This window comes from Cellulomonas phragmiteti (assembly GCF_016862775.1).
GTDB classification, from domain to species: domain Bacteria; phylum Actinomycetota; class Actinomycetes; order Actinomycetales; family Cellulomonadaceae; genus Cellulomonas; species Cellulomonas phragmiteti.
Map to the genome: position 1 here is coordinate 164,379 of NZ_BONP01000004.1, position 21,072 is coordinate 185,450.

Annotated in this window: 24 protein-coding genes; 16 read left to right on the top strand and 8 right to left on the bottom strand. The window is 73.2% G+C overall.

Translation table 11 applies throughout. The features are described 5' to 3' along the window. Positions 1-9: 9 nt before the first annotated feature. The 3 genes from Cph01nite_RS05435 to Cph01nite_RS05445 all read left to right on the top strand — a co-directional run bounded on the left by Cph01nite_RS05435 (position 10) and on the right by Cph01nite_RS05445 (position 2,675). Complete coding sequence (locus Cph01nite_RS05435; RefSeq protein ID WP_203671902.1) at positions 10-621, top strand: HAD family hydrolase; 612 nt, start codon at positions 10-12, stop codon at positions 619-621. A 118-nt stretch (positions 622-739) separates the two neighbouring features. After that, positions 740-1,324, top strand: a complete 585-nt coding sequence (locus Cph01nite_RS05440) for a DinB family protein (RefSeq protein ID WP_203671903.1) — start codon at positions 740-742, stop codon at positions 1,322-1,324. 352 nt (positions 1,325-1,676) lie between these two features. Continuing rightward, positions 1,677-2,675, top strand: coding sequence for an NAD-dependent epimerase/dehydratase family protein (locus Cph01nite_RS05445; RefSeq protein ID WP_203671905.1), 999 nt, complete (start codon positions 1,677-1,679; stop codon positions 2,673-2,675). On the opposite strand, the gene Cph01nite_RS05450 is transcribed toward Cph01nite_RS05445, so the two are convergent. Continuing rightward, the gene (locus Cph01nite_RS05450; protein ID WP_203671906.1) at positions 2,632-3,741 is read right to left on the bottom strand and encodes a saccharopine dehydrogenase family protein; all 1,110 of its coding nucleotides are present in this window, start codon (positions 3,739-3,741) and stop codon (positions 2,632-2,634) included. The genes Cph01nite_RS05445 and Cph01nite_RS05450 overlap by 44 nt on opposite strands. Between Cph01nite_RS05450 and Cph01nite_RS05455 the strand changes: the two genes are divergently transcribed. Further along, positions 3,740-4,375, top strand: a complete 636-nt coding sequence (locus Cph01nite_RS05455; protein ID WP_203671907.1) for a DUF6959 family protein — start codon at positions 3,740-3,742, stop codon at positions 4,373-4,375. The genes Cph01nite_RS05450 and Cph01nite_RS05455 overlap by 2 nt on opposite strands. A 247-nt stretch (positions 4,376-4,622) precedes the next feature. After that, positions 4,623-5,183 carry a DUF4303 domain-containing protein gene (locus Cph01nite_RS05460; protein WP_203671908.1) on the top strand — a complete coding sequence of 187 codons (561 nt, stop codon included), beginning with the start codon at positions 4,623-4,625 and terminating at the stop codon, positions 5,181-5,183. Between the two features lie 250 nt (positions 5,184-5,433). On the opposite strand, the gene Cph01nite_RS05465 is transcribed toward Cph01nite_RS05460, so the two are convergent. Beyond that, positions 5,434-6,633, bottom strand: coding sequence for an RICIN domain-containing protein (locus tag Cph01nite_RS05465; RefSeq protein ID WP_203671910.1), 1,200 nt, complete (start codon positions 6,631-6,633; stop codon positions 5,434-5,436). A gap of 302 nt (positions 6,634-6,935) precedes the next feature. Between Cph01nite_RS05465 and Cph01nite_RS05470 the strand changes: the two genes are divergently transcribed. Then, positions 6,936-7,397, top strand: a complete 462-nt coding sequence (locus Cph01nite_RS05470; RefSeq protein ID WP_203671911.1) for a hypothetical protein — start codon at positions 6,936-6,938, stop codon at positions 7,395-7,397. 89 nt (positions 7,398-7,486) lie between these two features. Here Cph01nite_RS05470 and Cph01nite_RS05475 read toward each other — a convergent pair whose 3' ends face one another. Continuing rightward, on the bottom strand, positions 7,487-8,602 hold the full coding sequence (locus Cph01nite_RS05475; protein ID WP_203671913.1) for a hypothetical protein: 1,116 nt from the start codon (positions 8,600-8,602) through the stop codon (positions 7,487-7,489). 339 nt (positions 8,603-8,941) lie between these two features. Here Cph01nite_RS05475 and Cph01nite_RS05480 point away from each other — a divergent pair, with 339 nt between their 5' ends. Genes Cph01nite_RS05480 through Cph01nite_RS05490 form a run of 3 tightly spaced genes read left to right on the top strand, consistent with a single transcriptional unit; the run spans position 8,942 to position 11,626 of the window. Further along, entirely contained in the window at positions 8,942-10,081 is a 1,140-nt protein-coding gene (locus Cph01nite_RS05480) for a 3-oxoacyl-[acyl-carrier-protein] synthase III C-terminal domain-containing protein (RefSeq protein ID WP_203671916.1), read from the top strand. Next, positions 10,078-10,773 (top strand): iron-containing redox enzyme family protein, encoded by a 696-nt coding sequence (locus tag Cph01nite_RS05485; protein WP_203671923.1) that lies wholly within the window; start codon positions 10,078-10,080, stop codon positions 10,771-10,773. The genes Cph01nite_RS05480 and Cph01nite_RS05485 overlap by 4 nt, the downstream gene beginning before the upstream one ends. A gap of 1 nt (position 10,774) precedes the next feature. After that, positions 10,775-11,626 carry a DUF6999 family protein gene (locus tag Cph01nite_RS05490; RefSeq protein ID WP_203671924.1) on the top strand — a complete coding sequence of 284 codons (852 nt, stop codon included), beginning with the start codon at positions 10,775-10,777 and terminating at the stop codon, positions 11,624-11,626. Between the two features lie 39 nt (positions 11,627-11,665). Here the strand turns inward: Cph01nite_RS05490 and Cph01nite_RS05495 are convergent, their stop codons facing one another. After that, positions 11,666-12,247 carry a P-loop nucleotide/nucleoside kinase family protein gene (locus Cph01nite_RS05495; RefSeq protein WP_203671926.1) on the bottom strand — a complete coding sequence of 194 codons (582 nt, stop codon included), beginning with the start codon at positions 12,245-12,247 and terminating at the stop codon, positions 11,666-11,668. Between the two features lie 127 nt (positions 12,248-12,374). Then, positions 12,375-12,848, bottom strand: coding sequence for an Rv1443c family protein (locus Cph01nite_RS05500; protein ID WP_203671929.1), 474 nt, complete (start codon positions 12,846-12,848; stop codon positions 12,375-12,377). A 155-nt stretch (positions 12,849-13,003) separates the two neighbouring features. Between Cph01nite_RS05500 and Cph01nite_RS05505 the strand changes: the two genes are divergently transcribed. The 6 genes from Cph01nite_RS05505 to Cph01nite_RS05530 are packed head-to-tail and all read left to right on the top strand — an operon-like array spanning position 13,004 to position 17,687. Further along, positions 13,004-13,723 carry an ABC transporter ATP-binding protein gene (locus Cph01nite_RS05505; protein WP_203671932.1) on the top strand — a complete coding sequence of 240 codons (720 nt, stop codon included), beginning with the start codon at positions 13,004-13,006 and terminating at the stop codon, positions 13,721-13,723. After that, positions 13,720-15,003 carry an ABC transporter permease gene (locus tag Cph01nite_RS05510; RefSeq protein ID WP_203671935.1) on the top strand — a complete coding sequence of 428 codons (1,284 nt, stop codon included), beginning with the start codon at positions 13,720-13,722 and terminating at the stop codon, positions 15,001-15,003. The genes Cph01nite_RS05505 and Cph01nite_RS05510 overlap by 4 nt, the downstream gene beginning before the upstream one ends. A 23-nt stretch (positions 15,004-15,026) precedes the next feature. Continuing rightward, a complete protein-coding gene (locus Cph01nite_RS05515; protein ID WP_203671938.1) occupies positions 15,027-15,641 on the top strand; it encodes a TetR/AcrR family transcriptional regulator in 615 nt (204 codons plus the stop codon). Between the two features lie 56 nt (positions 15,642-15,697). Next, on the top strand, positions 15,698-16,084 hold the full coding sequence (locus tag Cph01nite_RS05520) for an ArsR/SmtB family transcription factor (RefSeq protein ID WP_203671941.1): 387 nt from the start codon (positions 15,698-15,700) through the stop codon (positions 16,082-16,084). Next, complete coding sequence (locus Cph01nite_RS05525; RefSeq protein ID WP_203671944.1) at positions 16,081-16,770, top strand: cation efflux transmembrane domain-containing protein; 690 nt, start codon at positions 16,081-16,083, stop codon at positions 16,768-16,770. The genes Cph01nite_RS05520 and Cph01nite_RS05525 overlap by 4 nt, the downstream gene beginning before the upstream one ends. Further along, positions 16,770-17,687, top strand: a complete 918-nt coding sequence (locus tag Cph01nite_RS05530) for a cation diffusion facilitator family transporter (RefSeq protein ID WP_203671946.1) — start codon at positions 16,770-16,772, stop codon at positions 17,685-17,687. The genes Cph01nite_RS05525 and Cph01nite_RS05530 overlap by 1 nt, the downstream gene beginning before the upstream one ends. Positions 17,688-17,695: 8 nt before the next feature. Here the strand turns inward: Cph01nite_RS05530 and Cph01nite_RS05535 are convergent, their stop codons facing one another. Then, a complete protein-coding gene (locus Cph01nite_RS05535) occupies positions 17,696-18,475 on the bottom strand; it encodes a MerR family transcriptional regulator (protein ID WP_203671948.1) in 780 nt (259 codons plus the stop codon). 145 nt (positions 18,476-18,620) lie between these two features. Here Cph01nite_RS05535 and Cph01nite_RS19040 point away from each other — a divergent pair, with 145 nt between their 5' ends. Then, complete coding sequence (locus Cph01nite_RS19040; RefSeq protein WP_373307541.1) at positions 18,621-18,884, top strand: response regulator transcription factor; 264 nt, start codon at positions 18,621-18,623, stop codon at positions 18,882-18,884. Positions 18,885-18,891: 7 nt separating this feature from the next. Here Cph01nite_RS19040 and Cph01nite_RS05545 read toward each other — a convergent pair whose 3' ends face one another. Both Cph01nite_RS05545 and Cph01nite_RS05550 read right to left on the bottom strand, forming a co-directional pair. Further along, positions 18,892-19,968 carry a glycosyltransferase family 4 protein gene (locus tag Cph01nite_RS05545; protein WP_203671952.1) on the bottom strand — a complete coding sequence of 359 codons (1,077 nt, stop codon included), beginning with the start codon at positions 19,966-19,968 and terminating at the stop codon, positions 18,892-18,894. Further along, a complete protein-coding gene (locus Cph01nite_RS05550) occupies positions 19,965-20,870 on the bottom strand; it encodes an alpha/beta fold hydrolase (protein WP_203671953.1) in 906 nt (301 codons plus the stop codon). Before Cph01nite_RS05550 ends, Cph01nite_RS05545 begins: the two co-directional genes overlap by 4 nt. Positions 20,871-21,072 lie beyond the last annotated feature (202 nt).

The window sequence follows — 21,072 nt, forward strand, 5'->3', positions numbered from 1 at the left end:
CTCCCGCCCATGGTGAGCGTGCTGATCGTGGACCTGGATGGCGTGTTGCGGCACTGGGGTGCGGAGCTGGCCACGCAGACGGAGCAGCGGCACGGGCTGGCCCTTGGCTCCATCCACGCGGCGGCGTTCGACCCGGGCCTGCTCCGTCCCGCCCTCACCGGGCACGTCAGCGATGAGGAGTGGCGCGCACGGATCGCCCAGCGGTTGAGCGTCGAGCACGGCGTCGACGCGACCGGTGCCGTCGCGGAGTGGTCCCGGCCGTGCGGACGCGTCGACTCCGAGGTGCTCCACCTGCTGCGCCGGCAACGGCAGCAGCGGCGAGTCGCCGTGCTGACGAACGCCACCACCCGCCTGCACGCCGACCTGGCCCTGCTCGGCCTTGACTCAGAGGTCGACGCGGTCTTCTCCAGCGCCGAGCTGGGCGTCGCCAAGCCCGATCCGGAGGTCTTCAGGCGCACCTGCGCCAGCCTGGGCGTGGCGCCGGCTGGCTGTGCCTTCGTCGATGACAGCCCGGAGAACGTGCACGCCGCGGTCGCGCTGGGCATGAGCGGACACCTCTACCGCACTGCGCACGACCTCAGCGTGTTCCTCGACGGTCTGCCCTCGGCATCTGCGTGCTGACCCCCGTGGCTGACGGCGCGTTCGCGACACGCCCCCAGGACGGGACGTGTCCCAGGTCGTGGAGGGCAGCGTCTACCGGGATCGGTGACCGGTTCAGCGCCGTGCCACGCTGGTGCGCATGATCGACGACTTCGCCAAGGCCTACCTCCACGAGGACCTGCGCTGGGCGCGTCGCTCGATCCTGGCCAAGGTGGAGGGCCTGTCGGAGTACGACCGCCGACGGCCGCTCACGAGAACAGGTACCAACCTGCTCGGTCTCGTCAAGCACCTCACCGTCTCAGAGGCGCGGTACCTCGGGGACGTCCTCGGTCGGCCCTTCCCGCAGAGCGTGCCTCGGTTCGACGACCCGCACTTCGCCAACCGCGACTCCCTGTGGGTGACCGAGCAGGAGTCGTACGCCGAGGTCATCGACGGGTACCAGCGGGCCTGTCGCCACGCCGACGCCACGATCGACGCGCTGCCGATCGATGCCGCCTGCTCCGTGCCGTGGTGGCCGCAGCCCGACGCGAAGCTGTTCAACGTGATGGTGCACGTCCTGACCGAGACCAACCGCCACGCTGGGCACGCAGACATCCTGCGCGAGCAGATCGACGGCGCCGTCGGCGCGGGGACGCCGACCGCGTCAGCACTCGACGAGGCCGGTTGGGCCGCGCACCGGTCGAAGGTCGAGGAGGCAGCTCGGGCGGCCGGTTCGCTCAGCTGAGCCAACGAGCCGCCACCCGAACGCGACGCCGGACGCGGGCCGAGGATGCGCGCGGACACGGAAGCGCCACGGCGAAGGTGGACGAGGTGCTGCTCGTCAGGTCGGGACCGCGCGCGGCTACCCTGCCCCGGCCACGCGTGGACGGACCTGACCGTGCTGCCGAGAGTGCGAGAGTCGTTGGACCCGTGGCTGATCGACGAGCCGTGGTCCAGCCAGACGGGTCGGCCGTCGGCGGGGACGGGCTCGCGCGGGGCGTCGGCGCGGAGCTCGACCAGCGTCGCGAGCTCGTTGTGCGGCAGCCACAGCTCGACGGTCTCGGGGCGCGGGTCTGCCGTTCCGTATCCTGCGAGTCATGGCACTGCGCGCACTGTTCATCGGTGGGACCGGCATCATCAGCACGGAGGCGGCCCGGCGGGCGGTCGCCGACGGCGTCGAGCTCACCCTGCTCAACCGCGGACGGTCCTCGACACGGGCCGTCCCCGAGGGTGCGCGCGTCCTGCACGCCGACGTCCGCGACCCGCAGTCCGTCCGGTCCGTACTGGGCGACCTCGAGTTCGACGCCGTCGTCGAGTTCATGGCGTTCACCCCCGACCACGTCCAGGCCGACCTCGATCTGTTCACCGGCCGCACCGGTCAGTACGTGTTCATCAGCTCCGCGTCGGCGTACCAGACGCCACCCACCCACCTGCCCGTCGTCGAGTCGACGCCGCTGCGCAACCCCTTCTGGGAGTACTCCCGGAACAAGATCGCGTGCGAGGACCTCCTCGTCGCCGCGTACCGCGAGACCGGCCTGCCGATGACGATCGTGCGCCCGTCGCACACCTACGACGCGACGCTCGTCCCGATGGACGGCGGCTGGACGGTCGTCGACCGGATGCGCCGCGGCCTGGAGGTCGTCGTCCCCGGGGACGGGACGTCCCGGTGGACCCTCACGCACAGCGCCGACGTCGCCGTCGGGCTGGTCGGGCTGCTGGGGCGTGAGGAGGCGATCGGCGAGGCGTTCCACATCACCGGCGACGAGGCGCCGACGTGGGACCAGATCTACCGTGCGATGGCCCGCGCGGCCGGTGTCGACGAGCCGCGCCTCGTGCACGTCGCGTCCGAGGCGATCGCCGCCGCCGACCCGGACCTGGGCGCCGGGATCCTCGGTGACAAGGCGCACACCATGATCTTCGACAACGCGAAGATCCGGCGGCTAGTCCCGCAGTTCTGGCCCCGCATCCCCTTCGCGCAGGGGGCTCGCGACATCGTCGCCTGGCACGACGCGGACCCTGCGCGCCGGGTGGTCGACCCGCAGTTCGAGGCGCTCACGGAGCGTCTGCTGGAGGCGTACCGGCCGCGGCCCGTGTGACCGTCCGGCCGCCCGTCTGATCTCCGGGGAGCCGTCGAGAGGTAGGGGTCCCGCTGACCTCGATCCCGTCCTCGCCCGCCGCCAACGCGTCGAGCACGTCGGCGGCGTCGAACGCCGCGCCCGGCGCCAGCGCACCCGCACCGTGGTGACGTCCGTCGAGGAGGCGGACCGCCCCCTCGACGACGATCGGTGCGGTGATCGCGTAGATGTCGCGGCCGGCGGCCGTGGCCCTGCGGGTGTCCGAGCCGCGGCGGACGACGACGTCGACGACGAACCGCTGCGCGGAGCGGCCGCGCTCGTCCGTGGCGGACGGCGGGGGAGTGGTGTCGTCGTGCAGGTCGTCGAGCGGGTCGGTGTTGAGGTACGAGCGCAGGTCGCCGACCTGCACGTGCCGGTCGATGGTGAGCACCTCGGACAACGGGAGCTCGACCACCGAGCGGGTGCCGAGGGGCGCCGGGTACGTCCACTCGCGCGTCGGTGCAGGTGCCGTCAGCGCAGTCAGCACCCCGTCGCGGACGACCAGGCGGGTCGCGGTGTTGCGCTCGCCGGTCCGCCGGGTGCCGGCGGTCGGCCACCAGCGGTCCAGACCGATGGCCACCGTCACCTCGTCCGCGGACGGCGCGCCGTCGAGCGCGGCGGTGACCAGGAGGTCGGCGAGACCGCCGTAGAACGCCATGGCCGGCACGACCGTGAGGCCCGCCGCGCGCGCCGGGGTGTCGAGCGCGTCGTAGAGCGCCTGCACCGCGGGCTGCTCGGCCGTCACGTCGAGGTAGTGGGCGCCTGCCCCGACCGCCGCACGGGCCAGCGGCAGGGCGGTGTCCAGGAACGGTCCGGCGCAGTTGATCACCACCGCGCAGCCGGCGACGGTGCGCAGCAGCCCGTCGGCGTCGTCGACGCTCGCCACCCGGCGCTCGAGCCCGGCGTGCCGGCGCGGCATCGCGGCGAGGCGGTCGGCGCTGCGGCCGGCGAGCACGGGGGTGAGCCGGCGTCGCACGAGCTCGTCCACGACGAAACGCCCAGTGTGACCTGCGGCGCCGTACACGAGGACGCGCTCGGGAGGTGTCATGCCCACGATCCTCGGCGCCGCCGGACCAGGGGGCAAGCGTCGCGGGTCGCGGTCACTGGTCGCTCAGGGCGGGGCGGTGCCGCCGCGAGGCGCTCGGGCGTCGCGAGCACGTCGCCTGGTCGACGAGGACTGGGACGACGACGACCGTCGCCTGGTGGGCCTGTACTTCAGCCAGGGCACCTACCTGCGCGGTTTCACGGGCCTGTCCCCGTGCCGGTTCTGCGGCAGGCACAACGGCTCGGGTGAGCTCACCGACGGGGTCCTGGCCTGGCCGGAGGGCCTGACGCACTACCTCGAGGACCACGGTGTGCGGCTCCCTCGTGCCATCGAGCTGTACGCGCTGGCCCGGATGGACCGCCTGGAGGCCGCGAACGTGTCGACCGACTGGTGGGTGGGCGGGGCGGAGTCGCTCACCGAGCCGCTCGAACCTCTCGAGCGGGTGGTCTGGGGCGGCAACGTGCAGCTGGCGCACCAGCCGGGCCGCCGGTTCCCCGGCCTGTTCGTGCAGGGTGACACGCTCGCCACCAGCGTCGACGGGCAGCGCTCCGCTCAGATGCTCCGCTGGTACGAGCAGATGATGGAAGCAGCCGGGTGGGAGAACCTGCCGTACATGCCCGACGAGGGCCGCCGCTGAGAGGACCGCCCACGGTGGCGGCGGGGGTGGCAGTCCCCGTAGCTGACGTCGGTGACGGCGAGGCGGTGAGCGACGAGGGTCCGCTGGAGGCCGCCTACGTCGACGCCGTGGAGGCATTCCGTCCGCGAGCTCGGGGTCACGCGCCTGGAGATCCGCGACCCCTCGGCACTGGACCCCGACGACCCGTCGACGCCCGCTGACCCGGCGACGCCACGGGACGAACCCCCGTGACGCCTAGCATCGTCCGGTGACCGACCCGTCCCGCCCGTTCACCGTGCCGCGCGCGTCCGCACCCGTCGACGGCGACGCAGCGCTGACCGGCGCGATCGCTGCCGCGACCCGGGCGGCCGTCGACGGTCTGCGCGCGGCGCACCCGGGCCCGTTCTGCGTGGTCGCGCTGGTCACCACCGGGGAGGCGCTGCGCCCGTACCTGAGCGTGACGCTGGACGGGGACGGCCGCTGGGACCTGGCCGACAGCCCGCTCGCGATCGTGGGCGACGAGCACTTCGCCGCGCTCGAGCCGCTCTACGCCGCGCGCGGCGACGTGCACGCCCTGCCGTCACCGGACGCCGAGCGCGAGTACGGTGTCCGGCTCGCGTCGATGGAGGCCGCGTTGCGCCTGCTCGACGGCGAAGGGCTGTTCGGGGTCGGGCCCGCCCGCGAGCAGGTGCTGCTGCTGGTCGCGACGATGCCACCGGACGAGTCCGACGCCGGCTTCGCATGCCGGCTCAACCCGCCGGGCCCGCTGCTCACGGCGTGGCTCGAGGAGGCGTCCGAGGGGTACGGCGACCCACGGGGAGGTAGGTGACCGTGTGACCTGCTCCAGGGTCACGCCGGACGCCGATGCCCTGACGGCGGTCAGCAGCGCCGGATCCGCAGTCGTTGCGTTGAGCGCCATCATCCGGAGGTAGAACGGCACAACCTTCGTGGCGCCGAGGTCGTCCGTCGCGTGAGCGTAGGGCAGCGAGGTCGGCCGCCCCGGGCAGACGTCGGGGCCGTCGCACCTGCGCTTCGTAGTGAGGCGCGGTGCGGAGGGCCCCATCGGTGACGCGTCCCGCTCAGCCGACCTTGACGAGCTGCCACTGCTGGTTGGTGCCGTTCCAGTCGGTGTACTGGACGATGTTCCCGCCGTCGGCGGTGGAGGCACCCTGCACCTCGACGGCCTTGCCGCTGTTGCGGTTGATCAGCTGGACGTACCCGTCGATCGTCTGGAGGCTGAACTGCTGGTTGTTCCCGCCGTGGGCGCTGTACTGCTGGATCGCCGCGCCGTCGGCGGTGGAGTTCCCGCTGACGTCGAGGACCTTGCCCGACAGCCGTGACTTCAGCTGGTAGTAGCCGTTGCCGGTGCTGACGAACTGCCACTGCTGCTGGTTGCCGTTGTTGCGGGACCACTGGGTGATGCGCGCGCCGTCGGCGGTGGACAGGTTGTACACGTCGATCGCCTTGCCGCTGTTGCGGTTGACGAGCGTGTACCAGGCCGACGTGTCGACGGGGCCGGAGGTGCCGGGGTTCGTCGGGGTCGGGGTGGGGGTGGTGCCGCCGCCCGCCGGGGTGCCGATGCTGCCCGGCACGCTGCGCAGCGCGGCGTACCAGACGGCCGCCATCTTGTCGTAGCCCGCCGCGTTGGGGTGCACGCCGTCGGGCATGTCGGAGAGGGGGACGGCCCCGTTCATGTTGACGAGGTGGACCTTCTTACCGGCGTTGGCCCTGCTGGACACGATCCCGGGGATGCGGGAGTTGTAGGCCTGCACCTGCGAGTTCGCGTACGACACCGGGATCAGGGTGGCGACGAACACGTCGGTCTGCGGCGACGTGCTGGTGATCTTGTCGATGAGCGACGCGAGACGGTTCGGGGCGTTGTTCAGGTCGCGGTTCTGGCTGATGTCGTTGGTGCCGATGTGCAGCAGCACGGTGCGCGGCTGGTAGGTGCGCAGCCAGCCGACGATGTTCGCGTCGATCTGGTCGATCCGCCAGCCCGAGTGCCCCTCGTGGTCGTGGTCCCACAGGCTCGCCGGCCCGTTGAAGCCCGACCCGACGAAGTCCGTGGTGTAGCCGCCCTGCGCCAGGCGCTGCCACAGCCCGACGCGGTAGCCGCCGCCGCCCATGCCGACGCCGTCCGTGATCGAGTCGCCCAGGGGCATCACGCGGGTGCCCCCGTTGCTCTCGGCGGAGGCGGGCGCGGCCTGCGCCGCGACACCGGCGGCCAGTGCGACGCTGAGCGTGACGGCGACCAGCAGCCGTCGGGCGGTTCGGAGCATGTCGTCTGCCTCCTGGGGCTGACCGGGCGGCGCGGTCGTCCGGTGATGTGAACGTTCACGCGTGGATCCGGTCACTGTGGCACGAGGGCCGCGGGACGTGCGATCGGCACAAACGATTAGGCGCAGCGTGTGACCCGTCCGAGAGGCACAGTCCAGGTGGCTCCTGACCTGCGCGGAGGGCGACGCGTCACACATTCGCCGTGTCGTGGCACGGGTAAGGGACGACGCACCGCGCGTCCCGCACCCGCATATACCGCCCCGGCCGTCGGCTGGGAGCGCCAACGCCTGAGGAGGCCTCGCCCGTGAAGAACGCCCGCGACCTGCTGGACGCCGTCGCCCACAGTGCAGCACTCCTGAACTACGCCGCCGCGCTGGCGCCGGACGGCGCCCCGCTGTCCACGCTGCACGAGCAGATCGAGGTGCTGTCACGCGCGGTCGCACGCGCCCAGGTGCTGCTGACGATCGACCCCGACGCGACGCTGGACAAGCCGATGAGCGCGTCCACGTTCACCGACCAGGACCGCGCCGACGCGGCCATGACCATCGACGCCCTGGAGACCGCCGCTGCGATGCCCTCAGCGCCCATCACCGTCGTCATGCGGGTCCGCTCGCTGGGCGAGGACTCCCTGGAGGACGCGATCCGTCGGTGGATCGACGGGCAGCACTTCACCGCCCTGCCAGGGGACCACCGCTACGACCTCGACGCCAACCGCTTCGTCGCCCAGCTGGCCGAGCGCTTCCTCCCTCCGGCCGACAGGAGCTGACCCGCGTGGCGAGCACGCGACAGCTGTTCAGCGCCGCCTCGACCCCATGGCGGCCGGGATGAGCAGCAGGCGGACGACGAAGGCCCGGCTCAGCCCTCGCCGTGCCGCTCGACGTCGCCGAGCACGTCGAGACCCCTCCGCGTTGCGACACCCTCGACGAACCAGGCGAGCACGTCGGGGTCGAGGCCGGCTCGCACGGCGGCTCGCCACTCGGGGCGTGCGAGCACGGCGAGGTAGTCCCTGACGAGCGCTGCTCGCCGTTCGTCAGGGGCGCAGTCGCCGCCCCTGGTCGGCCGTTCGCCTGCCAGGTGGTCGGCGATCACGGCGGCGTCGACGTACCTGCCCGCGGACGGAGCCTGCCGCGACAGGTGCGCGACGTGCGCGGCGAGGACGACGGGGGCCGGTGGGTAGCTCTCCAGGGTCATGCCCATCCCCGCGCAGCCCGCCATGATGCGCAGGAGTCGTCCGGTGTGGTCGATGAGCGCGTCGTCGACGTCCGGGCGGGTGATCGCCTCGTGCAGGTGCGCGGTCGTGGCGAGGCGACCGGCGAAGTAGCCGTTGAGCACGTCGCCGTCGCATCCGTGGCGCAGCAGCCACGCCCGGGCGGTGGGGGAAGGGCCGTGCTCGCACAGCGCCTCGACGACGTGGACCCGGCCCCAGCCGGCGACCCGCTGCGCCAACCACAGCAGCGCCTCACCGCCACCAGGGCGGCGGCGGAGCGCGTGCGCGGCCAACGGACCGAAGTGGTCCGACAGCAGCCCGATCGTCCGGATCAGCGGGACGTCCTCCTCGTGACCGTCCGGCTCCAGGAGGGCGAGGCCGACCGCGGCGGCGTCGCGGTTGGTGCTGTTCCGCACCAGCCACCGGCCGGTCTGCCGCACGCGCGCCCGGTCGGCCCGCAACGCCGCCGCTGTGACGTGGTGGTCGGGGTGGAGGGGCACGTCGAGGCCGTGGAACGCGTCGACGAGCTCGCTCGCGTGTGCGCGGGGTCGTCCGAAGTGCGCGTCGAGGACGGCGGCGACGTGGACACCGCGGGTGCGAGGGTCCGCGGACGTCCGCAGCCTCGGGCCGTGGCGCTCGCCGTCCGGCAACGGTCGGCCACCACGTGGCAGCGGGCGGTCGGGGTCCTGCGCGTGCAGCCGGAGCGCGTGCTCGTACAGGCTGATCGGGGAGCCGGGCGGTCGGGTCACGGTCCGGGCGCTCACCGGTCCCGCACCTGTCGCGCGTCGACCAGCGACCGGAGAGAGGTGCAGCCGTCACGGTCGACCACCGTGACGAGACGCAGGGCGGACGGGTGGACGTCGGGCAGAGGTCTCATCGTCGCGGCGTGTGGTGCCGGGTCCCAGGAGCGAAGCAGAGGGCACGACCCTACGGCTCCGCACGCTCCCCGGACCAGCCCTGTTCGGCCCGCTCGACGACGAGGGCGGGTGGTTCCGGTCGCGATGCCGCGCAAGCTGGGCGCGGCGCCTGCGCCCGGCTGACGCCCAGACTTCTCACCTCTGCGGCTGACCGTCGGGGCGGCGTGCCGGACCTAGGCTCCCCCCATGACGACTGCGCGCGCGTACCTCACGGGCTTCGGTCGCTACCTGCCGGGCCCCGCGGTGGACAACGAGGGCATCGCGGCGCGGCTCGGCGGGGACGACGCCGTCACCGCGCGCATCCGCGGCAGCATCCTGGCGTCCAACGGGATCCGGCAGCGGCACTACGCGCTCGACGAGCAGGGCGAGCCCACGGAGCTCAACGAGGAGCTCGCCGTCAAGGCGCTCCACGCGGCGCTCGACGACCGGGGCATCCGCCCGTCGGACCTGAGGATGCTGGCGACCGCGACGACCCTCGGTGACGTGCTCGTGCCCGGCTTCGCCAACATGGTGCACGGCCGTCTCGGCGGCGGCCCGATGCAGCTGCTGTCCGCGTCGGGGGTCTGCGCCTCGAGCATGGCGGCGCTGGACGCCGTGGTCAGCAAGGTCCGGCTCGGCGACCACCCGCGCGGGGCGGTCGTGGCGTCCGAGCTGCCGAGCCGCAGCCTGCGGCAGCGCCGGTACGACGGGTTCCGCGCCGGCATGGACGCGCACTTCCTGCGGTGGATGCTGTCCGACGGGGCGGGGGCCGTGGTCGTCGAGTTCCAGCCGCACCCGACGCGGCTCTCGCTGCGCGTCGACTGGATCCGGCAGGTGTCGCTCGCCCACGACCACGCCGTGTGCATGCGGGCGGGCATGAGCGGCGACGCGACCCACGTCGGCGGCACGTGGCAGGACGTCGCGCTCGCGGACGCGCAGGCCGCGGGCATGTTCGTGCTGCGGCAGGACGTCGGCATGCTCGACGACCTCGCGCAGGCGGGGATCGCGCAGTTCGAGGAGCTGGTCGACATCGGGCTCGTCGACGTCCGCCACCTCGACCACGTCATCTGCCACTACAGCACCAACGTCTTCCGGGACGTCGCGTTCGACGCGCTGCGCCGTCGCATCCCCTCCCTCGACACCGACCGGTGGTTCTCCAACCTCGAGACCCGCGGCAACACCGGCTCGGCCAGCATCTTCATCGCCCTCGAGGAGGCGTGGCGCACCGGCCGGTTCCAGCCGGGGGAGACCGTGCTGCTCGCCGTGCCGGAGTCCGGCCGCTTCTCGTTCGCGTTCGCCCAGCTCACCGTCGTCGCCCCGTCCCGTCCGCAAGGAGCATCGTCATGACCAGTGCCACCTCGACCGACCCGTCGACGGCCGCCGCCGGCGCCTCGCTCCTCGAGCGCCTCGGCGACGTCTGGCTCGAGCTCGAGGACCACCTCGCCAAGGTGCCCGTCCTGCAGCGCCTGGACGACGGCACCGTCACGGTCGAGGACTACCTGCGGCTGCTGTTCAACCTGCGCCAGCAGGTGATCGACGGGTCGCTGTGGATCGCGCGTGCGGCCTCCAACTTCGACATCGACCACTTCGAGCTGCGCGCCGCGGCGATCAAGCACGCTGAGGAGGAGCACCGCGACCACTTCCTGCTCGAGGCCGACTACGTCGCGCTCGGCGGGTCGCGGGCGGAGCTGCGGGCCGGTCGCAAGAACGTCGGCTCCGAGGCGCTCTCGGGCTACCTCTTCACCTACGCGAGCCGGCCGAACCCGGCCGGTCTGATCGGGGCGATGTTCATCATCGAGGGCCTGGGCGCCCGTCGTGCGGCGCAGTGGGCGGCCCGGTTCCAGGAGGTGCTCGGGCTCGCCGACAACCAGGTCCACTTCATGACCTACCACCAGGAGGCCGACGGCGCGCACACCGGCGACATGGAGGCGATCCTCACGTCCGGCCTGATCGACGACGCGACCGCCGACGAGATCGTGCGCTGCGCGCAGGTCGTCGCCCGGCTCTACGCGCTGCAGCTGGAAGAGCTGGACCGCTGACGTGGCGGAGTTCGTCCGCTCCGACCCGAGCATGTGGGAGGCGGTCTTCGCCGACCCCTCGGTGCCGCTCGACCGGTCGGTGGTGCGCCAGATCATCGACGACCAGCGACGCCCGTCGCGGCGTTGGCTCTACCCGTTCGCGATGGTGCTCTCGCGGGTGCTCGTCACCCTCATCCGCGTCCTGAAGCGTGTGCTCCCCTTCCGGTGGATGCCGCTGGGGACGATGGACTTCCTGTGCGTGTGGTTCCTGCGGCGGTGCGTGTCACCCGACGCCGTGGACCTGCTGCTGCGCCACTTCGTCATCGAGACGAACCTGGTGAACTTCATCATCCGCAACACGCCGGTGGACATGGAGCCCGTCCGGCTGCGTCCCGAGTCGCTGTCCGAGCTGGGTGACCAGGCGGTCGTCGAGCACGACGTCAACGTGTACGACGTGCTCATCGCGCTCGACGACGTGCCGCTCGTCGCCCGCGACCCGCTCGACTTCCGTCAGCTGGACGTGCCGCGGCTCGACGCCGAGCGGCACCGTCGGCGCCTGTTCCGCCTCGACATCCAGACGGCGCTGTGCTTCATGAACATCCCGTTCTCGCTGGCGCTCAGCTCGGAGGAGTACCGCCGCGCGGTCCACTCCATGCGGTTCGACGACTCGTTCCTCGAGATCCTCGCCGTCATCACCGGTGACGACCACTTCCGGCACTGGAAGCTCGCCGGCATGAGCCTGTGGATGGACTCCAACGTCGACGTGCCACGCATGGTCTACCGCCACGCGCTCGTCTGCGAGTACGCGCACGCGCAGCTCGTGAAGCTCGCCGGCGGCCAGTACCCGCGGGACACGGCGGTGGCGTTCGACTGACCGGGGCGATCCTCCCCGCTCGCCGCAGTGGTGGCGGGCTCAGGGCCCGCGCGCCGTCGACGGCGCGCCCGCGTCCGCGCCCGCGTCGAGCGACGGCGGCCAGCGGTGGGTGCGCCACGTCTCCCACGTCACGAACCCCGCGGGCGGGTCGTCGAGCGCCTCGGTGCCATCGACCTCGCCAGGGACGGGAGCCTGGAACGCCGCGGCCCACGCCGCCAGGTCGTCGTCCGAGATCGGCCAGGTCGTGTGCGGGTCGGACGCCTGGCGCAGATCGATCCGGCGTCGTTGCTCGGCCAGGTCGAGCGCGAGGTGACGGATCGCCACGTCGGCGCCCCGCTCGAGAGCAGCGTGCCGCAGGCACGTGCGCTCGTCGCGGCTCCACAGGCCGAAGTCGAGCACCACGCAGACACCGAGCTCCAGGGCGCGCAGCGCGATCCCGATCAACCGCCCCTCGACCACGTCGGTCGCCGCCGGAGGATTCGCCGGACCGTAGAGCGCCTTGATCCACTCGTCCTTCGACAGGCGCAGCGCGCCGTGCTCGGTCTCGATGCGCCGCGCCTCGGTGGTCTTCCCGGTACCGGGCAGGCCGACCATGAGGAACAGGGTGGGGCGGGTCGTCATCGGTCCTCCAGCCAGGCGGTCTCGTCGTCGGCGCCGGCCACGTCGGCCGCAACCGAGGCGGCCGGCTGCTCGAACGATCGCACGGCAGCAGTGTCCCGTGGACAGGCGCGCGTGGCGGCGAGCGTGCTCAGCGTCGGGCGAAGTAGGTGCGCAGCCGCCGCTGCCGGTGCGCGAAGAACGCGTCCACGACCCGCGCCATCAGCGCGGCCGAGCCCGGGACCGGGAGCCGCGGCTCGAGGGTCACCCGGTCGCGCACCTGCGTACCGCGCGTGGTCGGTGTGAGCGTCCGCTCGTGCTCCCACAGTCGCATGCTCAGCATCGTCGACCGCTCGAGGAACCGTCGTCCCGGGTCCAGCTCGACGACGGTCAGGTGGTCGGCGTCGAACGGGACGAGGCCGAACAGGCGGAGCCACGCCCGGCCGAGCGGGCGGCCCAGCTCGACGTCCCGCAGCGTCGTGCCCCTGAGCGCGCGGGGCATCGTCATCGTCAGCCACGGTCGCATCTCGTGGTTGATGCCGGCCGGGTCCGTGACCCGGTCCCAGACGTCCGGTGCGGGCGCGGCGACTTCGACGTCGTGCTGGACGACCCTGCGCCTGCCCACGGTCCCGATCCCCCCACGACCGCTCGCCCTCTGCCGGTGCGAGCCCAGGCCTCCATGTCTACCGGACTGTCGCGGGCGTGCGGCCGAGCCGCCGACCCTCGCGGCGGTAGGCGAACGATATTGCGGTGACTGCCAAGAGTATTTACAGTGTGTGCATGAAAACCTCTCCCGCCGCGCAGGGTCCGCCACTCCTGCGCGCCCGCTCCCTGTCCCGCTGGTACGGCTCCGGTGCCGACCGCTTCCACGCGCTGACGGACGTCTCCCTGGACATCCACCGCGGTGAGTCGGTCGCCGTCGTCGGCAAGAGCGGCTCGGGGAAGTCCACGCTCATGCACCTGCTCGCCCTGCTGGACGCCCCGGACCAGGGCAGCCTGCTCCTCGAGGGCGCCGACGTCGCGACGCTGGACCGGCGGCGCCTCGACGCCGCCCGCAACCAGCGCTTCGGCTTCGTCTTCCAGCAGTTCTTCCTCAACCCGGCCCAGTCGGTGCTCGAGAACGTGGTCCTGCCGCTGACCATCGCCGGAGTCGCGCGCCCCGAGCGTCACCGCCGGGGCATGGCGGTCCTCGAGCAGCTGGGCATGGCCGACAAGGCCCGCAACCGCGCGACCGCGCTGTCCGGAGGGCAGAAGCAGCGGGTGGTCATCGCGCGCGCACTGGTCGGCGAGCCCGACCTGATCTTCGCCGACGAGCCCACCGGCAACCTGGACAGCGCCACCGGCACCGTGGTGGAGGACGAGCTGTTCGCCCTCCACCGTGAGCGCGGGATCACCCTGGTCGTGGTCACCCACGACGAGGATCTCGCCGCCCGCTGCCGCCGGCAGGTCCACGTCCACGACGGCCGCATCGTCTCCGACCGGCTGGGGGACGCAGCGTGAGGACCTCCGACCTGCTGCGCGCCGCCGCAGCGAACACCGTCCGCAGCAAGCTGCGCACCACCCTGACCGCCCTCGCGCTGGTCGTCGGCGCGTTCACGCTCACCCTGACGACGGCGCTGGGCGCCGGGGTCACCGACTACGTCACCCGCCAGGTCGACTCCCTGGGTGCGCAGGACGTGCTGGTCATCACGGCTGCGCCGCCGACCGCCGCCGCCGGTGGCGACCCCGTGGCCTACGACCCCGAGACCTCGACCCCCGCGGCGGCGTCCGCGAACCCGCTCGGCGGCGGATCCGCGGCGCTGACCGACGCGCGGCTGGAGCAGCTCGAGGGCATCGACGGCCTCGCCGTCGTCGAGCCGGTCACGACCGCCGCGCTCGACTACGTCGGTGTCGGCGCGGCCCGCTACCTCGTCTCGATCGACCCGACCTCGTCGATCGGCCGAGCCGACCTGCTCGCCGGCGCCCAGCTGGAGCGGGACGCCGCCGAGCTGCAGCTCGTCCTGCCCGTCGGCTACGTCCAGGCGCTCGGGCTCGGTGACCCCGCAGCCGCGGTGGGCACCGTCGTCGACCTCGGACTCACCGACGTCCTCGGGCAGCCCCGCGAGGTGCGGGCGAGGCTGGTCGGCCTCACCAACCCCAGCCTCCTCGGTGGGGGAGCGGGCGCGAACGCCGCCCTGGCCGACGAGCTCGCCACGGTCCAGGCCGCGGGTGTCGACGCCCCCGCCCGCTACGCGGCGGCCACCGCCCGCTTCGACCCCGACGACGCGGGTGCGCTGGCCGCCGTCAAGGAGGAGGTGGCCGGCCTCGGGATGACCGCCCAGACGGTCGAGGACCAGCTCGGCCTGCTGACGACCGTGATCAGCGGGATCACCGGCGTCCTCAGTGCCTTCGCGGTCGTCGCGCTGGTCGCCGCGGCGTTCGGCATCGTCAACACGCTGCTCATGAGCGTGCAGGAGCGCACCCGGGAGATCGGGCTGATGAAGGCCCTGGGGATGAGCAACGGGCGCGTCTTCGGCCTGTTCAGCCTCGAGGCCGGGTTCATCGGCCTGCTCGGCGGCGTCGTCGGGGTCCTGGCCGCAGTCGCCGTCGGGACCGCGCTGAGCGCCGCGCTGAGCGCGGGGCCGCTCGCCGACCTGGGCGGCCTGGACGTCCTGCTCTTCCGGCCCGGCACCGCGGTGGCGATCGTCGTCCTCATCATGGGCGTCGCGCTCCTGGCCGGTACCCTGCCAGCCCGACGTGCCGCACGGCAGACGCCGATCTCCGCGCTGCGCTACGAGTGACGTCCGGCGAAGGAGGGCACCTGGTGTCGCAGCCCGTGACCCGCAACGCCCGCGGCCGGGCGACGGCCCTGCGTATCGAGCAGGCCGCCGTCCGGCTCGCCACCGAACGCGGGCTCGACGGCCTGACCGTCGACGACATCTGCCTCGAGGTCGGCGTCAGCCAGCGGACCTTCTTCCACCACTTCCCCACCAAGGAGGACGCCCTCCTCGGCCTGGAGCTGCCGCGGATCGACCAGCAGCGCGCCCGCGAGTACCTCACCGACACCACGGTCCCGGTGCTCGCGGGTGCCCTGCGCCTCATCGAGCTGCCCCCCGCGCACCTGGACACCCCCGACCTGCTCGCCCAGCAGCTGCGCCTGCTCGCGTCGTCCCCCGCCCTGCAGGCCCGGCAGGGGCAGCGGTTCGCGCCGCTCATGGCCGAGATCAACGAGCTCGTCGCACTCCGCCTGCGATCGGCTGCGCCCGACGAGGACCCTGCGCGTGTCGCCCTGCAGGCCGCCGCCGTGACGGCCGTCGGCGCCGCACTGGTGAACCACACGGCGGCTGCCGCTCTGGCCGGCGCCGCGGACGACGCTCCACCGTTCGACCTGGAGCGGACGCTGGACCTGGTCCGCCCGGTGTGGGGGCATCTCCTCTAGGGCCCACGACGGTGCTGGTCAGCGCTGCCGTCGTGGCCTAGCATCGCCGTGTGGCGATGACAGAGAGCAACGACGATGTACGGACGATCGACGAGTCGCACGCGCTCGAGGCCGCCGCGTGCCTGTTCCACGGATTCAGCGACCCCTCGCGGCTGACGATCCTGCGGCACCTGGCCCTCGGTGAGCACCGCGTGGTCGACCTCACGGAGCACCTGGGACTCGCGCAGTCGACGGTGTCGAAGCACCTGGCGTGCCTGCGCGACTGCGGCCTGGTGAGCTCGCGCGCGCAGGGACGTGCGTCGGTGTTCAGCCTGAACCACCCGGAGGCGCTGACGGACCTGCTCGCCGCCGCCGAGCGGCTCCTCGCCCTGACGGGCGACGCGGTCACGCTGTGCCCGACCTTCGGCACCGCCGCGGCCGGCAGCGGTCAGGCGTCCGCATGAGCGCGACCGACGCGCTCGACGAGGTCGAGGTCGTCCGTCTGACCCGCCGAGGGCTGCGGCTGGCGCAGCTCACCGTCGCGTACAACGTCGTCGAGGGCGCCGTCGCCATCACCGCCGGACTGCTGGCAGGTCTGGTCTCGGTGGTCGGCTTCGGGGTCGACTCCGGGATCGAGTCGATCGCCGGCGTCCTGGTCGCGCTGCGCCTCTCGGCACGGCTGCGCCGCGGCGAGGCGGACGAGCGCAAGGAGCGCCTGGTGCTCAAGGCGGTCGCGGTCACGTTCTTCGTCCTCGCTGCCTACGTGACGGTCGAGGGGACCCGCAGCCTGGTCCGCGGTGAGTCCCCGGACAGCTCACCCCTGGCGATCGGGCTGCTGACCGCCTCGATCGTCGTCATGCCCGTCCTGGCGGTCATGAAGCGGAACGTCGGCCTGCGGCTGCAGGACAACCTCATCCTCGCCGAGGCCGCCGAGACGCGGATCTGCGTGCTGCTGAGCATCTCGACCCTGGCCGGCGTCGTCCTCCACGCACTGACCGGCGCCGCGTGGCTGGACCCGGTCGCGGCGTTCGTCATCGCGGCGTTCGCGGTGCACGAGGGCAGGGAGGCCTGGGAGGGCGAGCTCGTCGAGAACGACGACGACCACGACGAGGACGACGACGACCGGCACGGCCGGCGAGAGGGGGCGTGATGGGCGCCGGGCACACCCACGCGCACGGCACGTCGACCGGTCGCCACCGCAAGCGCCTGGTGCTGGTGCTGGTCATCACCCTCGGCGTCGTCGGTGCCCAGGTCGCCGGCGGCCTGGCCTCCGGCTCCCTGGCCCTGCTGGCCGACGCCGGGCACATGCTCACCGACGCGACGGGAGTGGCGATCGCCCTCGTCGCCAGCACCCTGGCCGCACGTCCGGCGACGAGCGCCCGCACCTACGGGCTGCAGCGCGCCGAGATCCTGGCCGCGCTCGCCAACGCGCTGCTCCTCGGGGGGCTCGCGATCTGGGTCGTCGTCGAGGCGGTGCGGCGCTGGGACGACCCGCCGGAGGTCGCGACGGGCCTCATGCTGACCGTCGCGGTCGTCGGGGCACTCGCCAACCTGGCGAGCCTGCTGATCCTGCGTGGTGCGCGGCGCGAGAGCCTCAACGTGCGCGGCGCCTACCTCGAGGTCCTCGGCGACCTGGTCGGGTCCCTCGCCGTGATCGTCGCCGGCGTCGTCATCGCCACCACCGGGTACGTGCGCGCCGACGTCATCGCGTCCCTCGCGATCGGGGTGTTCATCCTCCCGCGGGCCTGGTCCCTCCTGCGTGACGTCGTCGACGTCCTGCTCGAGGCCACACCGGAGGGCCTGGACCTCGAGCAGGTGCGCGGTCACGTGCGCGAGGTCCCCGGCGTCGTCGACGTCCACGACCTGCACGCGTGGACCATCACCAGCGGCGTGACCGCGCTGTCCGCGCACGTCGTCGTCGACGACGACTGCATCGAGAGCGGGCGCCCCGGCGTGGTGCTGGACGCGCTCGGCGAGTGCCTCGGGGAGCACTTCGCGACGGAGCACTGCACGTTCCAGCTCGAGCCGGTCGGTCACCGCGCGCACGAGCGCGCCGGCCACGACTGACGGCCCGGTCAGTGCAGCGGACGGACGCCCGCCTGCAGCGTCACGGCACCCCGTGCGGTGACCTGCCGGTAGACACCCGTCGTCCGCAGCCCCCGGTCGTGCAGCGCCGCGTCGAGCGCGACCCAGGCGTCGCCCACGTCCGCGGGACGCTCCTCGAACGCCACGGACACGCCCTCCGGGACCGGCGGGACCTCGACGACCTCCAGCCCGCGTGCAGGGGTCGCCGCCGTGGTCCCGGCCGTGACGACGATGGACTCGTCGGAGGTGCCGTCGTAGAGGAGGACGACGTCGGCGTCCGCGTCCTGCGGGCCCCAGCCGGCCCGCAGCGCGGTCAGGAGCCGGCTCGCGGCCCGGGGGATCTCGGTCTCGTCGCGCACGTGGGCCTGGAGGGCCCGCAGCCGCAGCGCGGGGAGGGGGACGAGCATCAGACCGTTCATGATCGTGCCACTTCCTCGCTCGAGGGCTGCGAGGCGCGTCCGCACCTCGGTCAGACGTGCCGAGTCCTGCGCGATCGCCCGGGCGAGCTCCTGCTCCCGTTCCCGCAGCAGCGTCCTCAGGCGTGACTCGGTGAGCCCGGGCTCGAGCAGGTCGGCGATCTTCTCGAGCCCGAAGCCGAGCGCCCGCAACGACGCCACCGTCCTCACCCGCCCGACCTGGCTGTCCGCGTAGCGCCGGTACCCGGTGGCGGCGTCGACGGCCGCGGGCTCGAGGAGCCCGACCTGCTCCCAGTGCCGCAGCATCCGACGGGACACGCCCGTGCTGTGCGCGAGCTCTCCGATGCTCACCATGTCGTCCATCCGACCCCCTCACACGGTGTCAACGTCAACACGGCCCGTGCGCTGCCCACGTCGTCCACCTACGACCGGCGCGGTACCGCGCAGGTGCCGCGGGGAGGCGATGTGGACGGCCGAGACCCTCCACGAGGATCGGTCCATGACCGTGCAGCTGTCCGTTCCCCGCACGCAGCGCCCCGACGACGGGCTCCACCGTCTCACCGAGCGCGAGCGCGAGGTGCTCGCACTCATGGCGGCGGGGCGGTCCAACGGCGCCATCGCACGCCTGGTCCACCTGTCGTACGGCGCCGTGGAGAAGAACGTCGCCTCGATCTTCGCGAAGCTGGGGCTGGCCCCCGACGCGTCGGACCACCGGCGCGTGCTGGCCGTCGTGCGCTACCTGGGGCGCGGCGCCGAGGCGTGAGACGTGCTCAGCGGCGGGCGTCCGCCACCCGTCGCAGCACGCCGGCCAGGACCTCGGCGGACGCGTCCCAGCCGTAGCGGTCGGCCTGCGCGCGTGCCGCCGTCGAGCGCCGCTGCCACGGCGCGTCGTCCGCCAGGCCGCGCAGCGCCGCGGCGAAGCCCTCGGCATCACCCGCCGCCACGTACACCCCGGCATCGCCACCGACCTCCCGGAACACGGGGATGTCGCTGACCACGACGGGCGTGCCGAGGGCCATCGCCTCGAGGAGCGGGATGCCGAAGCCCTCGTCGCGCGACGCGGAGACCAGGGCCGTGGCCTCCCGCAGGACCCGCCGGTACTCCTCGTCCGTCGCACCGTCGTGGACGACGAGCCGCTCGGCTCCGGCCAGGGCCGTGAGGCGCTCGCGGTCCGCCGGCGGGATCCGGCTCATGAGGTGGAGCACGTGGCCGGGCAGCAGCGCCACCGCCCGCGCCAGGGTCTCCACGTCCTTGTACGGCATGAACGACCCCATGTAGACGAGGACGCCGGGCCTGCGCTCGCGGGGTGACGACGCCGCCGTGGGTGGGACCGGGTCGGCAGCGTTCGGCACGACGGTCACCGGGCGTCGGGTGAGCCGGTGCCGCGCCATGAGCGCCTGCGTCGTGCGCGAGACGGTGACGACGTGGTCCGCGCGGTCCAGCAGGACCCGCTGGGGCCACCACGCGAGGTGGAAGACCCGCCACAGCGCCCTGATGGTGACGGGGAGGTCCCGGGGCGGGGTCCGGTGCCGGTAGTAGATGAGGTCGTGCAGCGTCAGCACGAGGCCGTAGTCCCGGCCCCAGGTCCCCATCGTCTGCATCGGGCTGAACACGACGTCGGGCCGCAGGCGACGCACCTGCCGCGCCACGAAGGGCTCGCGCCAGCTGGTCGGGGCGCTGACGAGGTGCCACGGCAGGTCGGGCAGGTGGGCGACCTGACGCTCGTCGCTGACGAGCAGCTCCACGGGCAGCAGCCGTGCGAGACCGGTGACGAGTCCGACGGTGTAGCGGCTGATGCCGTCGTGCCGTCCCACCCGCACGTAGCGGCAGTCCACGATCACCCTCACGGCTGCACCCCCGCGACGAAGGAGGCGAGCGCGCGCGCCACCGCGTCGGGTGCCTCGTAGTGGGTCAGGTGACCGACGCCGGGCAGCACGACGAGTCGGGCGTCGGGGAACAGGCGCACCAGGGCCCGCTGGTCCGCCGGGGGCGCCAGGCGGTCACGGTCGCCCGCGACGAGCAGGGTCGGCGCCGTCACCCGGGACGCGAACGCGGCGACGCCGCCGGTCACCGACGCGTCGAACGCACCCAGGAGCGTGCGACGGTCGGCGAAGGTGGAGAAGTGGCGGTCGTGCTCGTCGTGGATCCACCGACGCAGCGCGCGGTCCGAGGTGGTGACCATGAGGGCGCTCGTCGCACGGGTCAGGGCCGGGTGGCGCAGCAGCCAGGTGCCCGCGCGCTCCGGCAGCCGGCCGGCGGCGTGGTGCAGCAGGACCGTCCCGCGCACCGCCACCCGGTCGCGTCCCGCCAGGGCGGACCTCGCGACGGGGTTCACCAGGACCAGGCCGCGCGCGGCGGGCCGGCCGTGGCCGGACAGTGCGGCTGCGGCCACGATCGACCCGAACGAGTGGCCGGCGAGCACCGCACGGCCTTCGGGCGCGACCGCGGTGAGCAGGTCCCGCGCCCAGGCCGCGTACGCCGCGACGTCGTGCGCACCGGTGGCGAAGGGCCCGGAGCCACCGAAGCCGGGGAGGTCGGGGACGACGACCCGCAGGCCCGTGAGGTGCGCGACGATCGGCTCGAGACCGTGGTGGTCCCCGCGGTAGCCGTGCAGGAGCACGACGCACGGTGCGTCCGCGTGGCCGTACACCCGCAGGCGGGTGCGCGCGCCACGGAGCACCACCTCGTCCTGCCGGACCTGGAGGCCGGCGACGAGGGACGCGAACGGGGACGGGGATCGGCGGGGCATCACCCGGAGCGTAGGCACCGACGACGCCCCGACGAGGGCCGTTCACGGCTCCTCGCACCATCCGGCCCCGGACTGGGGGGACAGCCCCCGTCCCGTCGTCCGGACGGCGCGCGTCGGCCCCCTCGGTCCGCACCCCTACCGCCGTCGTGGTAGCCCGCGGTCGCAGCGTCAGGGCGATGCCGGCGACGGCGGCTGCTCAGGA

Excerpts from the sequence above, each read along its gene's own strand:
- Cph01nite_RS05435 (WP_203671902.1), top strand. The coding sequence starts at position 10 with ATGGTGAGCGTGCTGATCGTGGACCTGGATGGCGTGTTGCGGCACTGG.
- Cph01nite_RS05440 (WP_203671903.1), top strand. The coding sequence starts at position 740 with ATGATCGACGACTTCGCCAAGGCCTACCTCCACGAGGACCTGCGCTGG.
- Cph01nite_RS05445 (WP_203671905.1), top strand. The coding sequence starts at position 1,677 with ATGGCACTGCGCGCACTGTTCATCGGTGGGACCGGCATCATCAGCACG.
- Cph01nite_RS05455 (WP_203671907.1), top strand. The coding sequence starts at position 3,740 with ATGCCCACGATCCTCGGCGCCGCCGGACCAGGGGGCAAGCGTCGCGGG.
- Cph01nite_RS05450 (WP_203671906.1), bottom strand. The coding sequence starts at position 3,741 with ATGACACCTCCCGAGCGCGTCCTCGTGTACGGCGCCGCAGGTCACACT.
- Cph01nite_RS05465 (WP_203671910.1), bottom strand. The coding sequence starts at position 6,633 with ATGCTCCGAACCGCCCGACGGCTGCTGGTCGCCGTCACGCTCAGCGTC.
- Cph01nite_RS05480 (WP_203671916.1), top strand. The coding sequence starts at position 8,942 with ATGACGACTGCGCGCGCGTACCTCACGGGCTTCGGTCGCTACCTGCCG.
- Cph01nite_RS05485 (WP_203671923.1), top strand. The coding sequence starts at position 10,078 with ATGACCAGTGCCACCTCGACCGACCCGTCGACGGCCGCCGCCGGCGCC.
- Cph01nite_RS05495 (WP_203671926.1), bottom strand. The coding sequence starts at position 12,247 with ATGACGACCCGCCCCACCCTGTTCCTCATGGTCGGCCTGCCCGGTACC.
- Cph01nite_RS05505 (WP_203671932.1), top strand. The coding sequence starts at position 13,004 with ATGAAAACCTCTCCCGCCGCGCAGGGTCCGCCACTCCTGCGCGCCCGC.
- Cph01nite_RS05520 (WP_203671941.1), top strand. The coding sequence starts at position 15,698 with ATGACAGAGAGCAACGACGATGTACGGACGATCGACGAGTCGCACGCG.
- Cph01nite_RS05525 (WP_203671944.1), top strand. The coding sequence starts at position 16,081 with ATGAGCGCGACCGACGCGCTCGACGAGGTCGAGGTCGTCCGTCTGACC.
- Cph01nite_RS05530 (WP_203671946.1), top strand. The coding sequence starts at position 16,770 with ATGGGCGCCGGGCACACCCACGCGCACGGCACGTCGACCGGTCGCCAC.
- Cph01nite_RS05535 (WP_203671948.1), bottom strand. The coding sequence starts at position 18,475 with ATGGTGAGCATCGGAGAGCTCGCGCACAGCACGGGCGTGTCCCGTCGG.
- Cph01nite_RS19040 (WP_373307541.1), top strand. The coding sequence starts at position 18,621 with ATGACCGTGCAGCTGTCCGTTCCCCGCACGCAGCGCCCCGACGACGGG.
- Cph01nite_RS05550 (WP_203671953.1), bottom strand. The coding sequence starts at position 20,870 with ATGCCCCGCCGATCCCCGTCCCCGTTCGCGTCCCTCGTCGCCGGCCTC.